Below are 16,448 nucleotides of genomic sequence, written 5' to 3'. Positions count from 1 at the left end.
TTAAGTTTAGAAACTAACATTTACTCCAAATTGATAAGTTTTTGGGATAGGAACTGTGGCGAAATCAAATCCTCTAACTCCGTTGCTCTGTCCGGCGGCACTTACTTCAGGATCCCATCCTGAGTAATTGTCCCATGAAGCTAGGTTTCTACCTACCAAGCTCAATTCTATATTGTCTATGAAATCCCATTTTGGGGTCAGGTTATAGCTAAGACCTACTTCCCTTAACTTAACGAAAGATCCGTCTTCTACAAATTCTTCAAAGATATTGGCTTGTGCACCACCATAACCTTTGGGGAGATTGCCCAACAATTCTTGACCTACATTATAACCACCCCCAAATAATACGTTATCCAATAATCTACGGTTCCAGTTGAACACTTCATAACCTTGTACGGCATCAAACTGTACTCTTAAAGAAAAATCCTTATAGGAGATTTCATTGATCAGGGAGCCAAACCAATCTGGATTTGGGTCTCCAAGTACTTTTGAAGATTCGCCATCTTCCGTAGTACCTCTAAACGGGTATCCATCTGCATCCAAAGCAATAGTGCCATCCTCGTTTCTTGCATAAAATTGTCTGTAAAAAACACCTAAAGGCTCACCTTCAATAACATAATTGGTCGAGAAACTTCCATCTAGGGTTAGTCGTCCACCTCCGGCTACATTGGTAACTTCATTTTTATTTTTAGAGAATGAAGCTGTTACGTCCCATGTAAAATTTTCGTTTTTCACTGGGGCGGCCCTTAGTAGAAATTCAACACCTTTGTTCTCAAGGTTACCAACGTTTTCAAATCTTGAGCTATATCCACTTGATGGTGCAAGTACCCTTGGCAGCAAAAGATCCGTTACTTTTTGATGGTAATAGGAGAATTCCAAGCCCAATCTATTGTTAAGAAAACCGGCGTCAAAACCTAATTCAATTTCATCCTGTCTTTCAGGTTTCAAGTTTTCGTTTCCTTGAGCGGTAGAAGGTATAAGGCTTACCGCGCCACCTATAGCTGATGGGTTGTATACCGAAAATCTATCAAATGCTCCCAATGCGGTAAGGTTTCCGGCCTGTCCCCATGAGGTCCTTAACTTGAAGGAGTTAAAGGAGTCGGAAAAAGTATCCTTCCAAAATTCCTCATCTGACAAAACGTAGGAAGCACTTGCCTTGAAATAAAGCTGATTGCGTTCATCCTTACCAAAGGTTGATGCCCCGTCCATTCTTACAGCCCCGTTTATATAAATTTTGTCCATAAAGGAAAAAGACTGTTGAAGAAAGGCGCCCCAATAGGAAATTTGAGATCTTGATTCACCTTGTTCCAATAGACTACCTCCGGTTGCAGTCTGTACTACGGGAGGAAGTCCGGTTGCGCTGATGCCAACTCTGTCCCTTTCTTCATATTGCCACGAACCACCAGCAGTTGTAATGGAGTTTACGCTTTCCGAAATATCGGTCCTGTAAGTTACATTTAGGTCGCTATTGTACTGAAAACTGTTTAAATCCGATCTTCTGGCAAATCCATCAGGTAACGTTGAGGTGTTGTTGATAGGGATAAATGCAAATGCAGATTGGTTGTAGTAATCCATTCCTAAAGTGTATTTTGCGGAAAGGTGTTCGTTAAACTTACCATCCAAGGCAATGCTAGTGATGAAGCGATTTGTCTTTTGTCCAAAATCAAATCTGTCTACAGCTTCCAACGGGTTTGTTCTAGCCACCAAAGGCGAAGTTACAGGATAAACTCCTGATGCATCAGGGGTTGGGTCTATAGAGTTATCACTGAACAAAAACCCTGTAATTGCCCCATAAGCTGAATTGATTCCTCCATTGGGAACATCGTTGCTGATACTTCTTACATAGTTGAATCCTCCAGTGATATCCAACCAATCAAATGCCTTTTGAGTGATGTTGGCTTTAAATCCGTATCGTTTAAAGTCCGTATTATTTACAATTCCCTCATTGTCCAAATGTGAGGCCGAAAGAAAATATGAGGTTTTTTCGGTTCCTCCATTTACAGAAAAGTAATTCTCCAATCCAAAACCGGAGTCGAATATGACATCTTGTAAATCATAGCGCTCCACGGCAACCGTAGCCAAATTGTTTCTGTCGGTAGCAACTTCCCAGGCTAAGGGAACTGTATTGTAATCGATTTTTTTTCTAAGTTCGTTAAGCTTGATGTTGGTCATAAAAGTAAACTTGGGTTCTCCGCTTTTTCCTTTTTTAGTGAAAATTTGAACGACCCCGTTACTCGCTCTTGACCCGTATATTGCTGCTGCAGCTGCGCCCTTGATAATTTCTATTTTTTCAATATCATTAGGGTTAAGATCGGCCAATCTATTCTGGGAATTTCCTCCTAAATCTATTAGTTCATTACTAGAGTTGCTGATGATAATACCGTCCACGATATAAAGTGGGTCAGAACTACCGGCAATGGTACTAGGCCCTCTAAGTCTAATGCTGATACCTCCTGCAGGATCCCCCGAATTCTGTTGAACCAAGGCACCGGAAACTTTACCGGCAATGGCTTGGTCCACTTGCGTAGCACCGTTATTTGTCAAATCTTCCGATTTTACAGAGGATATGGCATTTCCCAGTGACCTTTTATTCGCTCCGGAACCTGTACCTGTTACTACTACTTCGTCCAAGCTCAGAAGGTCTTCCGCTAAAAGAATATCCTTCCTTATATCTCCAGTTGAACCGCTTATAGTAGTTTTTCGAGTGCTAAACCCAAGATAGCTGGCGATCAAAACATAATCCTTGTTTTCTAGAGTCGCCTTAAAGCTGTAATTGCCATCGAAATCTGAAACCGCTCCGAATGAGGTGTTTTCAATAAATACCGAAGCACCAGCTATTGGTATTCCAGATCCCGTTTCTGTAATGTTTCCACTAATTGTAATTGGGGATTGCTGCCCAAATACGGTCGTACTCATTACCAACAAAAGCCAAAAAAATAATTGGCTTGGTAATTTTCCCCTAATTGTTTGAAATTTTTTCATCGACTTTTGGAGTTAATTTTTAGTAATTTAAGTTATAAATAGAATAATTGATAATTTCAAAAATATGCAAAAAACTGCAATTGTTGCTGTTTTTTGCAATATATTGCGATAATAAAAATAATTATTAGCTGCATACAGCGTATTTGCAGTATTTTGCTGATAGTGTTTAATTATTATATTGATAGTTTTATGTTGAAAGCCGAGAGACAACAGGTAATCTTAAATGAGGTAAGAATCCATAACAGGGTTTTGTTTACGGATATTGCCGATCTTTTAAGTGTTTCTGTAGATACCATACGCCGGGATATTACGGAGCTAAGTGTTGCCAAGAAATTAAAGAAGGTGCACGGAGGTGCCATTTCACTGGGGTTTAACAATTATCAAGTTGAAAATCAAGAGATATATGCACTCGAAAATAAGTCACGGATTGCCAGAAAGGCAATAACTTTGATAAAGAGTGGGCAGGTTATACTAATAAGTGGAGGAACCACTAATATGGAAATTGCAAGGATGATTCCTCCCAATTTGAAAATCACCTGTTTTACGCCCAGCTTGCCTGTTGCAGTTCAGTTAATGTCGAAATCAGAAGTTGATGTGATATTGGTAGGGGGAAAATTGTCCAAGGATTCACAAATTGCTATTGGCGGTTGCGCCATTAATATGTTGAATGATATTAAGGTTGATATCTGTTTTTTAGGAATAAACTCAATCGATGTGAAAAATGGTGTAACTGACTTTGATTGGGATATTGTACAAATTAAAAAGGCAATGATTAATGCCTCCAAAAAAATAGTAGCCCCTTCAATTTCTGAAAAGTTAAATTCCACGCAGCGCTTCAAAATATGTGACCTGGACAAAATAGATGTCTTAATAACAGAACTGGAACCAGAGGATGATAAATTAAAGGCCTTTAGGGAAGTCAATTTAAAATTGCTTTAAACCCTCTTTTATATTAAAAGGCTGCAGCCATGATTAAATTGTCCGTTTTCCTTAAATGGACTACCACGGCCGAAGTAATGTTAAAAATTAAAATTTCCTAAGTTTGCCATTATTCTAAAAAGTATTCTTTGTTTTGTGAAACAGAATTTAGTGAGATATAAAAAATATTTACAGAAGATTAAAACTGAAATGGAATTGAGAACTGAATACGCTGAATTGACTAATCCAATTTTAATCTAAGGCCCGTTAATAACCTTTTAAAGACCAAATACCGTCCATAAAATATGCAAGATTATAAAAAGATTACCGAATTGCCATCAAATTATACAGACTTGGAATTGATGGATACCAATACCATCCTCACTAATATGAATAAGGAGGATAAATTAGTTGCCGATGCCGTGGCTCTGGTCATCCCGCAGGTAACCAAATTGGTAGATGGATTAAAAGAAAGGTTCGATAAAGGAGGTAGGTTGTTTTATATTGGTGCCGGAACCAGTGGTCGATTGGGTATATTGGATGCTTCAGAAATACCACCAACCTTTGGCTTGTCACATGATAGGGTTATTGGGTTGATTGCTGGCGGGGATATCGCCATAAGAAAGGCCGTTGAAAATGCAGAAGATGATGGGTTACAGGCATGGAAAGATCTGGAAGCTTTTGATATTACAAAGAACGATACCGTAGTGGGTATAGCTGCATCCGGGACGACGCCCTATGTAATTGGGGGGGTAAAGGAAGCTGCCGCACATGGATTGTTAACAGCATGTATTACCAATAATCCTGGTTCTCCCTTGACGCAGGCAGTGGAGATTCCTATTGCCGTAAATGTAGGCCCGGAATTTCTTACGGGAAGCACGAGGATGAAAAGCGGAACTTCACAAAAATTGGTCCTTAATATGATATCCACTGCCCTAATGATTAGGATTGGCAGGGTAAAAGGCAATAAAATGGTGAACATGCAGCTTACCAATGAAAAATTGGTGGATCGTGGAACCCGATATTTGGTAGAAGAACTGAAAATTGATTACGACGAGGCAGAAAAATTATTGAAGAAATACGGTTCGGTTAAAAATGCGATAGACGCCAGTAAGAGATAAATCTATTTATTGACGTTCATAGAAACCTCTTCCGTAGTAACCATATTGTCGCTCTTATTGCCCCATGAATTGAGGATGTAGTTCATTACATCTGCAATTTCCTCATCTTCCAATCCCATTGGAGGCATTACATTGTTATAAGCTACGCCATTAACCAATATATATCCCTGTTGGCCATATTTTACACCCCTAATACTTTCCTCTCTCTTGTTGAGCAAAAAATCGGATTTAGCCAAAGGAGGGAAGGTTTTTTCAACTCCCTCCCCGTTGGCCATATGACAGTTTATACAGAAGTCGGAATAAATTTCCTCACCTCTATTTATACTTTCTTCAAGTTCCTTGTCTTGGAATAGAAAAATAGACAATAAGAGAATGGATGAAATATAAGTTAATAGTAGGAGCTTCATAATTTACTTTTCTGGATATTGTTGGGCAAGGTAACTGGATAATTATTTTTTAGGTATCAATTTATATATTCCTTTACCTTCAACCGCCACATAAATGAATCCGTCCGGTGCTTGTCTCACATCGCGAACGCGCCCTATGTCGGGCATGAGTTTTTCCCTGTAAACAACTTTGTGGCCATTAAGCTCTAGTCGCTCCAAATATTGAAATTTTAAAGAACCGATCAATAAATTGCCTTTCCAATCCGGGTATTTGTCGGAAGTTACAAAAGCCATTCCACTGGGTGCAATGGATGGTACCCAGTAGTGTATTGGTTGTTCCATGCCTTCCATTTCGGTTTTGTCCGTAATGGGGGTGCCGCTATAGTTGATACCATAGGTTATTACCGGCCATCCATAATTCTTGCCCTTTTCAACAATATTGATTTCGTCGCCACCTTGTGGACCGTGTTCGTTATCCCAGATTTCCCCAGTCATAGGGTTTTTTACCAAGCCTTGGGGATTTCTATGGCCATAGCTGAATATAGCTGTTTTTGCTCCTTCAGTGTTTACAAAAGGATTGTCTGAGGGGATACTCCCATCCGCGTTTAAACGATATATTTTTCCACCATCCCTGGTAATATCCTGAGGATTAACGTCACGGTCTCCACGATCTCCAATGGAAAAGAATAAATAACCACTATCATCAAATGCAAATCTAGATCCAAAGTGTTGTCCTTTTGTAGTATTTGGTGTTGCTTTGTATAGCAATTGGGTATCTGTAAGGCTGTTGTTGTTTAGTTTTGCTCTGATAATGGCTGTATTACCGCCCTTATCATCACCATCCTCAGAAGCAAAGGATATATAGATCCATCCATTGTTGGCGTAATCCGGATGCAAAACAACATCCAGAAGTCCACCCTGACCTCTATTGTATACTGCAGGGACATTATTCACCATATTTTTTTTACCATCCTTGAAATGGATTAATTGGCCCGCCTTTTCGGTGATGAGCATACTGCCATCCGGAAGGAAGGTAAAACCCCATGGAATTTGCAGTTCATCGATTATTAGTTCAGCCGTAAAAGGTGGATTATCAGATGTATTTACCTCATTTTCAGTTTGTTGTGCGCAGGAAAAATTTAGCGACAATAAGGCGACGAATATAATAGGGATACTATTTTTCATAATTCAACGTTAAATAATTAATAATGTAGCTAAGAACGTTAAAGATAAATATAAAATATAAGTTTAAACTATTACACTAAAAATATACTTTGATTTCCCCAAGTCCAAATATATTTTGTAAAACCTACTTAACCTATGCTCCCAAAAAAAACAAGGCATTTATATTATGCCCTACTTTTGATAGCCCTAAGCATTGTGTTTAGTGTATCGAAGGCAAACTCTATAGTTTACGAGCTTATGGCTGACGTTAGTTCTGCGGTTGAAAATATAAATTCGACCGAATTGCCTGATCTTCAGCTCCAAAAAAGTAACCTGCTGTATAACGCTCCCACTAATATTTTAGAAGAGGTTATAGATGATGCCATTTCGAGTCCAATGATGTTACCAACGATCATTACCAATGCGGATGCTTACGAAAATTGTAGCAATGACGGCAGTTCTATGGCAAGTTATTCCCTTTGTGGTGACTTTGATGATAGGCTTGTGGTGTTGCAGGGGGTCTATAGTAGTTATGAATGGCAACAATTTATTCCAACTGGTGGATGTGTTTTTAATGTAGATGATAAATGTGCCAATACCAACCTTAGTTGTTGGACCACTATAAGCCCTAGTAATACATTTAATATAGATGCGAGCGCCATCAATTCTTCAACAGGTGCAGGCTATAGGGTTAGGGTAAATGGCACTGGTTCGTATTATTATTTTAATGTTAAGAAAAGCACCGTAACCCAAACATTTGTAAAAAGAAATTTTATTTGTGGTGCTCCGGGAAGAATTCAAATCACCAATCTTTCCAGTGCCTATGAGTATAGTATTGATAATGGGAGTGGATTTGGGCCATGGCAAGGAGCTATTTTTGATAATTTGACGCCCGGGACCTATGTGGTTAAAGCAAGGTTGCAAAATACACAGAATACATGTGAATACCTGTATGATCCTATTGTCATTGAGCAAAGGGATATAGCAATTGATTTAACATTTGTGGATGCGCAGTGTAGCGGGGATACCGGAAGCGTCTCGGTTGAAGTCAATAATGTCCCTGGTCCCTATAAGTATACACTATTGGACGAATTTGGTGCACCCCAAGAATTTACCTCTTTTATTGCCGCTGACAATTATGTTTTTAGTGCAGTGGGTTTTGGCACCTATAGTGTAAGGGTAGAAACACAGCAATGTAAAGGAGACCCTTCCTTAGGGATTTCTCCTCCATCCCAAAATCTGGATGTAAATGGAAACCCTATAGTTATAGGAGATGGGATTGTAGCATTGGATGCCTCTACCGAGGTCAATAATAGTTTTGGTTGTAGTGTTGCCAGTGTGGGCATAACCGTTAGAACTTCGGGCGGAACTGCGCCATATACATTTATAGTAAACGGTACGGGACCTAGCAGTAGTACATATTCCGATAATACGGTCTATACCGTAACAAGTCCAGGTTCCTACGACTTTTTAATTACCGATAGTAATGGATGTACCATTACGGCATCTGCGAGTGTGGAGGAATTAACTCCACCTAACATCACCGTTAGTGGAATAGATGGTACCTGTACCAATGGGGGCGCCAAATTAAATTTTAATGTAGTAGATGCAAAGGGGTATAATTTGTCTTATCGCAGTATAGGTACAGATCCTTGGGTAACAACTCCACAGTTACCTGTTGCCGATGGTACTTATAACAATATAGAAGTGCGTTATCAACAAGGTGGATTTAGTTGTACAATGGTATTGCCCCCCGTTACGGTTAGCAGTGTTGGTGGTATAACAAGTTCAGCAAACTTAAGTCAAGATTATACCTGCGCAAATGGAGGTGGAATTATTGATTTTGGCCCTGCAAGTGGGGGGTCTGGAACAGGTTATGAATATAGTTTGGACAATGTTAATTTTCAGGGAGGAACTAGTTTTATTGGTTTAGCACCTGGTACCTATATTCCATATATTAAGGATGATGCAGGTTGTTATCAAACTTTAACGCCCATTGTTGTAAATGAAGCTGAACAACCTTCGGCTATTGATTTTTATCAAGATAATATTAATTGTGCTTCTAGTACTAGTAGTGTTACAGTTAATGTAACAAGTGGAGTAGGTATTTCTCAATATGAAATTGTGTCTCCTATTTCGCGGACACAAGTGGGTAATGTTTTTAATAGCTTGATATTGGATACTTCCTATCAATTTGAAATAACAGATGATAATGGATGTGTTTATTCTGCTAGTTTTACAACGGGAGGGGTTAGTACAATACGGGCCAGAGTTAAATCTGGTGGCGACAGAAAAGTTTGTCCTACTGAAACAGATGGTTATGGAGCATTTCTTGTTGATGGTTTTGATCCTGTTGGAGGGTATACTTATACAATTTCTGGTACAGGTTTGAGTGGAAGTACCAGCAATTTGGAAGTGCCTGCAACAAATCTTGGGGCAGGGACGTATACTATTAGTGTTACGGATAACACAACCAATTGTACAAGTACAGCTGATCTTATTATTGAGGAACCATCACTGCCTCTTGCTGTTTCAACTAATGTAACTGCAATGAGCTGTCAAAATAATAATGTAGGTAGGGTTCAAGGTGTAGCAAGTAATGGCTTTGGCGGATATAAGTATCAGTTAGACGGTCCTACAGGTTTTGTAACCCAGGGACCGAGAACTAATAGGACTTTTGGGAATTTAGTTTTGGAAGGTAATTATACGTTGACCGTAATAGATTCTGAAGGATGTATTGAGACTGATACTTTTTCCCTAACAGCGGTTTCGGCACCTACTATTTCCCAAGGTGTAACCGATTTTTGTTATTCCGCGATAAATGGGGCCTCGGTAACCGTAACTTCCGCAATCGGTTCCGCTAGTTTAGGAACTCACCAGTATAGAATAAATGGCGGAGCATTACAGACTCCAGGAACAGCTGGTACTTTTACTTTTAATAATTTGGTACCGGGAAATTACACTATAGAAGTAGTGGATGGTAATAATTGTTCTGATGCCATTACAGTACGAATTCCGCCTCAAGTACAAATAAACTTAGATGTAGCTACCGAAATTCCTTGTGGTGGCAATGGCGAATTGGAAATTCGGGTAAATGGTGGGAATATCGCTGATTTAAGTGCAACTTCCTATATCATTTTATTGGATGGTAATCCCGTTGATGGCGGTGCCATACCTTCGAATCCGTTCAATTATACCGTGCCTTTTGCTGGTAGTGGTGATTATACCGTAGAGATAACCGATAATAACGGTTGTACCAATATTTCTAGTCCAATTACTTTTGCACAACCTGCACCAATAGCTGCTACACATCGCGCAGTTGGACCTAGTTGTTCAGACCCGAACAGTGGTTTTATAGAGGTAATTCCAACCGTATCTTCCGGATTACCACCTTTTCAGGTGGTTTTGGCGCCGGTGGGGGTCTTGGTGGAAGATCCTAACAATCCCGACCCTACAAATACTTATAATTTTAGTAGTCAAACTGTATATTCCAGTTTATCTGCAGGTACTTATGAATATTTGGTAAAGGATGCCAATAGCTGTATTACTACAATTGCCTCGGTCACCATTGCAGACGATGGAATTGATCCACCAAACACATCCATCACACCTATTGATGCAACATGTTCAGCAACAACCATTGCGTCAGGAGGGGTGATAATTGACAATATCGCGGATGGAGTACCAGACTTTACGATTATAGTTGAAAATGTTTTTGGGAATCAATTATATATTCAGCATAATATTACTGCAGCAGATATTCCTTTAACGATTGAAGATTCCGCTTTGGTACAAGGTAATTATCGTGTAATTACTATCGATTCTAGGGGATGTGTGGATGAAGATTCTTTAACAATAGGCTCCAACGAAGTCATTATTATTCCGGATCCAACTATCCCGACCACTTGTAATGCAGCTGGTTTTACACATTGTGTGGACATTGCGGGCGGTACGGGGCCTTTTAATATTCGTAGGGTTGAAATACCAGCCAATTCGTGGATTCCTTTGGGGGGAGCTCCTATAGTTCGAAATCATTGTTTCCCAAATATACAGGCAGGTGAGTCTTTTACGGTAGAAGTGTTCGATCAGGGAACAGGGTGTTACTATGAGCAAATTATAGAATCCCCTGAAAGAGCCTCATCTTTAGAGGTGGCATTAACTTCTGTAGATGGTGCTTGTGACCCGACCGGTCAAATAAAATATGATTTAGATTATACAGTTACAGGTGCGGTAGGAAGCTTGGAAATTGAGCTGACAAATTTAGATACGGGTGAGGTAGTGGACACAAGGACAACCGCTATTACGACAGGATCGTTTATAGGATATGAGCCAGGTAATTACGGAATTGTAGTGGTAGATACCGACGGATGCGCTGATGGTGATACCATTACAATATTTACCAATTCACCTAGAGTAGACGTGATTAGCAATCAAAATGCTAATTGTAATGCGCTTGGGCAACTTACAGTTAGAGGTAGCGGAGGAGCTGGTGGCCCCTATGAATATGCTTTTGTTCCTTCCGGAGCAGCTGTCGACAGGGATGGTACACTTACTCCAGGGGACCTTTCGGATGATTTTAGCAATATTTCTACAGTAGCATTGGCAGGTTCATTGGCGCCAGGAACAAATTATGATATATGGGTGCGGGATTCGCGTAATTGTGAGTACCGCACGTCCGCGGCAGTTATTCAAATGGATCCACCATTGCCAGCACCTGATATTACGGTAGATAACCAGTGTGACGTTACAACACCCGCAGGTGGATTTACCATAATAGTTGAAATGCCTGGTAATATCGACACACCTACGTTTACCTTAAATGGAGTAAGTCAAACACCAATTTATGTTCCAGGATCTCCAACACAGGCTACATTTACAGTGTTTGGAATAGGAAGCTTTCCAGTGCATATAATCGATGCAAATGGATGCTTTGTAAACGACGTTGCTGAGGTATACCAAGTCCTATCAGCCTTTGGGGAATTTACGCAACCTCCTACTTGTGAGGATAATGATGGAGAGATAACAGTCACGGCAGATGGTGGTAGTGGTGATTTTGAATATCTGTTAACGGGAACAGATTATTTAGGAAATCCTGTTTCCTACACTCAAACCAATAATGGTGTATTTAGTAATTTATTGCCAGGAACATATGAGGTTCTGGTTACTGATAGGGAGGTAACAGGAGGTATTCCAGCTGTAGCGTGTTCTTATCTGGTAGAAGACATTATTAGTTTGGCTCCTGTGCAACCATCGATATTTAGCACGGGAGAAAGTAATGTGAGTTGTAATGGTCTAAGTGATGGTAGCATAAATGTTTCATTGGTACCTAATACGGATACTGATGGTATCCAAGAGTTCAATTTGTATGTAGGCAGCTTGCCATTGTCCGGGGCCGCTACCCCTGTTGCAACCAATGTATCCGGTTCGTTTTCCGGATTAGGGCCCAATACCTATGTAGTTGAAGTTGTTACTGATAGAGGTTGTATTGATCAGCAGCAGGTTGTAATTATAGAGCCTCCGATATTTGCTATAGTTGCCAGTGCACCGCCGTTCCTATGCGAAACTGGTGCAAACCGTTTTAGTACAACTACAATCACAGCAACTGTAACTGATTTCGGAAATGGTGGACCTTATGGATATAAGCTGAATGCGACAGATAGTTATCAGACGGGAGGGAATACATTTGATTTTGAAATTATAGACACAGGGTCACAACAGACCTTTGATGTATATGCTGTGGATAATAATGGTTGTGAATTTGTGATTCCGGCTCCGATTGTGTTAGATCCACCAAGTAATGTAACTGCGGTAATTACTAGGAATACGCCTATGAATTGTGAAGACCCTGAAAATATTACAGTAACCGTAACTGGAACTTTAAATTTCACAATTAGAGATCAAGGATCTTCGATTGTTTTTGTTTCCGATGTGAATCAACCTAGTGGGTCTTCTGTGACTTTTGATCTTCCAATGCAGGCAGGGGAATATCGCCTACTCATCTCTGATGCAGGAGGGTGTGACTACCCAATAGAACCGCATTTTGTTGATGCACCCATTGTACCTACTGTAACCATAGCCGAAGCCAAGCCTGTTAGTTGTTTTGGAGCGGATGATGGCGCATTAAATATTGAATTACAACCGTATAGTGGGATTTATGAATATTGGATATATCGTCCTAATGATATTGGCTTTACCAATGGAGGTGATTTTTCAGGATCCACTCCGGTTACCAATGGGAATGGAATTATTGATATGTCAGTTTCAGGAAACCCAGCAGTAATAACAGATCTTCCTGGAGGTAGTTTTAGAGTAGTTGTTAAGGAGCAAGGAAATCCAAAGTGTTCTGGAATCAGCAATGTTGCAACCATAAGAACGCCAAACGGACCTTTAACCATAAGCGCTTTGGAAATAGGCAACGTTAGTTGTAACGACAATACGGGCAAGATAGAGGCTACAGGTTTAGGAGGATGGGATATTGTGCCCTATGAGTATTCCCTTTCTATAGAAACCCCATTGGGGAGCAATAACTTTGTTGAAACTATTGTTTTTGGCACCAACAATGAGTTTGATAATCTTGCTAGTGGTAATTATAGGATTTCAATTAGGGATGTAGAGGGGTGCGAGGCTACTTTTGATGTTTTGTTAAGTTCTATTGACCCCATCATTGCGGGTATAAGGGAACCGCAAAGCTTGGTGTGTCCTGGAGGTAACAACGCGGTCCTGGAGGCATTTGACCCCACAACGGGAGACGCTTTAACCGCAACGGCAGGAGCTTCGGGCGGTGTTTTGGGAGCAGGCTATAAATACCAGTTGATCTATTTGGGCAGCAACGATATAATTGACGAGTTGTCCAGAAGTGGACTGCAAGATGCGCCAACATTTGAAAGTACAACTGGAGGATTTATAAGTGCAGGCTGGTATGCTATAGAAGTTTCATCAAGTTATGGTTGTATTGGTATTACGCAACCATATTATGTTAATCCGCCACCACCTATTCAACCTAGATTAGTACAGGTTCAGGCCCCAGGCTGTGGTGGACATGGGCAAATAAGACTTAGTGTGGAGAACCCGGAAGTGGGTTTTGCATATGAATATAGGGCTTATGATTCGGCACCCGCTGATCCATATATGGACATGATCGGTAGTTTTGCATTGATTGATGTTGGACCTGGATTTTATCAATATGATATTCGTAAGAAGGATATTTTGGGCCTTAATGTTTGTAATAATGTTCGGTCTCAAGGGATAAGTCTTGTAGATGCGGAACAAGTTGAGTTAGTTCCTAATTTACCAGATGACATTTCCTGTGCCTCTGAATTGGATGGTAGGATTGAATCGTTCGCAGCCGGTGGTGTAGGGAACTATCAGTATACCCTATACTTGGGAGATCCTGGAAATCCATTTTCTCCAAATGCATCTTCCAGTATTTTTAGACCTGCGCAGGATGATGGTACTTTTGAAGGCTTGCCTGAGGGAACAGATTATTATATTGGTGTTACAAGTGGACTAATTTGCGGTGATATAAAAGGTCCATTAGAAATTGTCCGGCCAGCTCCAATTGAGTTTAGCATAGTGTCCAACCCGATTACTTGCAATGGTTTGATGGATGGTTCCATTGGTATAGAAGTGACATCAGGAGGGGAGGGGTTGATTCAGTTTGCTATTTCGCCAGACTTTAACGAATTTTTCAGCGACCCCTTGAACCCTAATGAATTTATGTTTACCGACCTTGCTCCAGGGACCTATGAAATATTAATTCAAGATGAAAAAGGTTGTAGTGAGAAAAGTACGTTGATCCTAACGGAACCGGAAGAATTGTTAGTGGCCAATGTGGAAACTACACCGGAAACCTGTATTAATGCTTCGGACGGTTCCGCACAGCTGACTATAGTGGGAGGAACGCCTTTTGTGGATGCCTTGAGCGGGGTAGAATATTACGAGACGAAGATGATTGGTCCAAACTCTGTTGGGGATGAAGTTTTTGTTAGAAACGATACTTTGTTTTTCGATAACCTTATGGGAGGAGAAACATATGTGGTGTTTGTTCAGGATGCCATGGGTTGTGAGTCAAACGTAGTGGTTCCGATCATGATCGGTGTAGACCTAAGTTCTGAGCCGATTGTGGAATACGGTTGTGAAGGGATATTCCCCAATAGTACGGTCACCATTCGTATGACGGATGCTAGTTTAATGCCAAGATTGTTATTTTCATTGGATGTTGACGATATGACCATGGCCAATACACAAACAGTTTTTGGTGATTTGAGCGCAGGTGACCATACTGTTTATATCTACCATGAAAATGGATGTGCAACATCTATTGACTTTAGTGTGGAGGCCTATGAGCCCCTGACCTTGACGGCAATAAAAACTGGTCCTAATGAGGTAACGGCTACGGCCACAGGGGGCTATGGAGGTTATGAGTATTTTTTCCAAGGGGATTCCTATGGCGCAGTAAATGTGTTTTTATCCAATCAAGATGCCAATGTTAATGTAAGAGTGGTAGATCTAATGGGGTGTGAGGCAACCATAACCATACCCTTTAAGTTCACTGGTATGTTGGAGGTTCCCAATTTCTTTACACCCAACGGGGATAATATGAATGATGAATGGTATCCAGGAAATAGGGATTATTTTCCAAATATTGAAGTCAAGATATATGATCGTTATGGAAGGGTAGTGGCCATTTTGAACCAGGTATCCGGATGGGATGGTAATTATGAGGGCAAGGCAGTGCCTTCTGGAGACTATTGGTATGAAGTGAATGCGAACGATGAAGATAAACAGCAATTTTTCGGACATTTTACCCTCTATAGATAGAACAGATATTACCTGTATTTTTCCATGAAAAGGGCACTAAAATTTTTAGCGCCCTTTTTTATGCCTTATAACTTTGTATTTAGAAGGATTATGCTATATTTGCAGTCCGAAAAAATAGGATTGAATTTTCCAATTAAAATATTCAGTTCTATCAAAATTCGGGGTGTACCACGCTGACGGCGTGGCAGGTCTAGCCTGGCTTGCAAAGCCAATGGTATTGTTATCGCGCCGCGTTTGGGACGCGGAGGTCGTCACGCTTTGGGCGTGACCACCCCAAGAAAGATAGAATATGTTCGTTTATATTTTATATAGCGAGAAACGTTCACGGTATTACGTAGGTCAGACTACGGATACAATAAAAAGATTGAAAAGACATAACCTCGGGATTGTTCCTTCTACCAAGAGTGGAGCCCCTTGGAAATTAGTTTTGCAACTGGAAGTATTGTCCCGCTCGGAAGCCTTAATTTTGGAGCGGCGAATAAAGAAAAGGGGAGCGAAACGTTTTATAGATGACCATTTCGGGGTGTACCACGCTGACGGCGTGGCAGGTCTAGCCCGGCTTGCAAAGCCAATGGTATTGTTATCGCGCCGCGTTTGGGACGCGGAGGTCGTCACGTTTTGGGCGTGACCACCCCAAGAAAGATAGAATATGTTCGTTTATATTTTATATAGCGAGAAACGTTCACGGTATTACGTAGGTCAGACTACGGATACAATAAAAAGATTGAAAAGACATAACCTCGGGATTGTTCCTTCTACCAAGAGTGGAGCCCCTTGGAAATTAGTTTTGCAACTGGAAGTATTGTCCCGCTCGGAAGCCTTAATTTTGGAGCGGCGAATAAAGAAAAGAGGAGCAAAACGTTTTATAGATGACCATTTCGGGGTGTACCACGCTGACGGCGTGGCAGGTCTAGCCCGGCTTGCAAAGCCAATGGTATTGTTATCGCGCCGCGTTTGGGACGCGGAGGTCGTCACGCTTTGGGCGTGACCACCCCAAGAAAGATAGAATATGTTCGTTTATATTTTATATAGCGAGAAACGTTCACGGTATTACGTA

General features: G+C 40.7%; 8 protein-coding genes. 5 read left to right on the top strand and 3 right to left on the bottom strand.

Features of this window, described 5'->3' with window-relative positions; all coding sequences use genetic code 11:
• Positions 1-6 precede the first annotated feature (6 nt).
• A complete protein-coding gene (locus tag MWU78_RS17850) occupies positions 7-2,982 on the bottom strand; it encodes a SusC/RagA family TonB-linked outer membrane protein (protein WP_247000269.1) in 2,976 nt (991 codons plus the stop codon).
• A gap of 189 nt (positions 2,983-3,171) precedes the next feature.
• Here MWU78_RS17850 and MWU78_RS17845 point away from each other — a divergent pair, with 189 nt between their 5' ends.
• Complete coding sequence (locus MWU78_RS17845) at positions 3,172-3,921, top strand: DeoR/GlpR family DNA-binding transcription regulator (protein ID WP_247000267.1); 750 nt, start codon at positions 3,172-3,174, stop codon at positions 3,919-3,921.
• A gap of 284 nt (positions 3,922-4,205) precedes the next feature.
• Positions 4,206-5,021: an N-acetylmuramic acid 6-phosphate etherase gene (locus MWU78_RS17840; protein WP_247000265.1), complete on the top strand. Its 816-nt coding sequence runs from the start codon at positions 4,206-4,208 to the stop codon at positions 5,019-5,021.
• 2 nt (positions 5,022-5,023) lie between these two features.
• Here MWU78_RS17840 and MWU78_RS17835 read toward each other — a convergent pair whose 3' ends face one another.
• Both MWU78_RS17835 and MWU78_RS17830 read right to left on the bottom strand, forming a co-directional pair.
• Positions 5,024-5,428: a cytochrome c gene (locus MWU78_RS17835; protein ID WP_247000264.1), complete on the bottom strand. Its 405-nt coding sequence runs from the start codon at positions 5,426-5,428 to the stop codon at positions 5,024-5,026.
• A gap of 42 nt (positions 5,429-5,470) precedes the next feature.
• Complete coding sequence (locus tag MWU78_RS17830; RefSeq protein WP_247000262.1) at positions 5,471-6,592, bottom strand: PQQ-dependent sugar dehydrogenase; 1,122 nt, start codon at positions 6,590-6,592, stop codon at positions 5,471-5,473.
• 135 nt (positions 6,593-6,727) lie between these two features.
• Here MWU78_RS17830 and MWU78_RS17825 point away from each other — a divergent pair, with 135 nt between their 5' ends.
• From MWU78_RS17825 to MWU78_RS17815, 3 genes are all read left to right on the top strand, one after another.
• Positions 6,728-15,391: a T9SS type B sorting domain-containing protein gene (locus tag MWU78_RS17825; RefSeq protein WP_247000260.1), complete on the top strand. Its 8,664-nt coding sequence runs from the start codon at positions 6,728-6,730 to the stop codon at positions 15,389-15,391.
• Positions 15,392-15,680: 289 nt separating this feature from the next.
• On the top strand, positions 15,681-16,019 hold the full coding sequence (locus MWU78_RS17820) for a GIY-YIG nuclease family protein (RefSeq protein ID WP_247000259.1): 339 nt from the start codon (positions 15,681-15,683) through the stop codon (positions 16,017-16,019).
• A 21-nt stretch (positions 16,020-16,040) separates the two neighbouring features.
• Positions 16,041-16,379 carry a GIY-YIG nuclease family protein gene (locus MWU78_RS17815; protein WP_247000257.1) on the top strand — a complete coding sequence of 113 codons (339 nt, stop codon included), beginning with the start codon at positions 16,041-16,043 and terminating at the stop codon, positions 16,377-16,379.
• Positions 16,380-16,448 lie beyond the last annotated feature (69 nt).

This window comes from Arenibacter sp. F26102, assembly GCF_023015865.1.
GTDB lineage: Bacteria > Bacteroidota > Bacteroidia > Flavobacteriales > Flavobacteriaceae > Arenibacter.
This window is presented reverse-complemented; position numbering and strand designations above follow the sequence as displayed.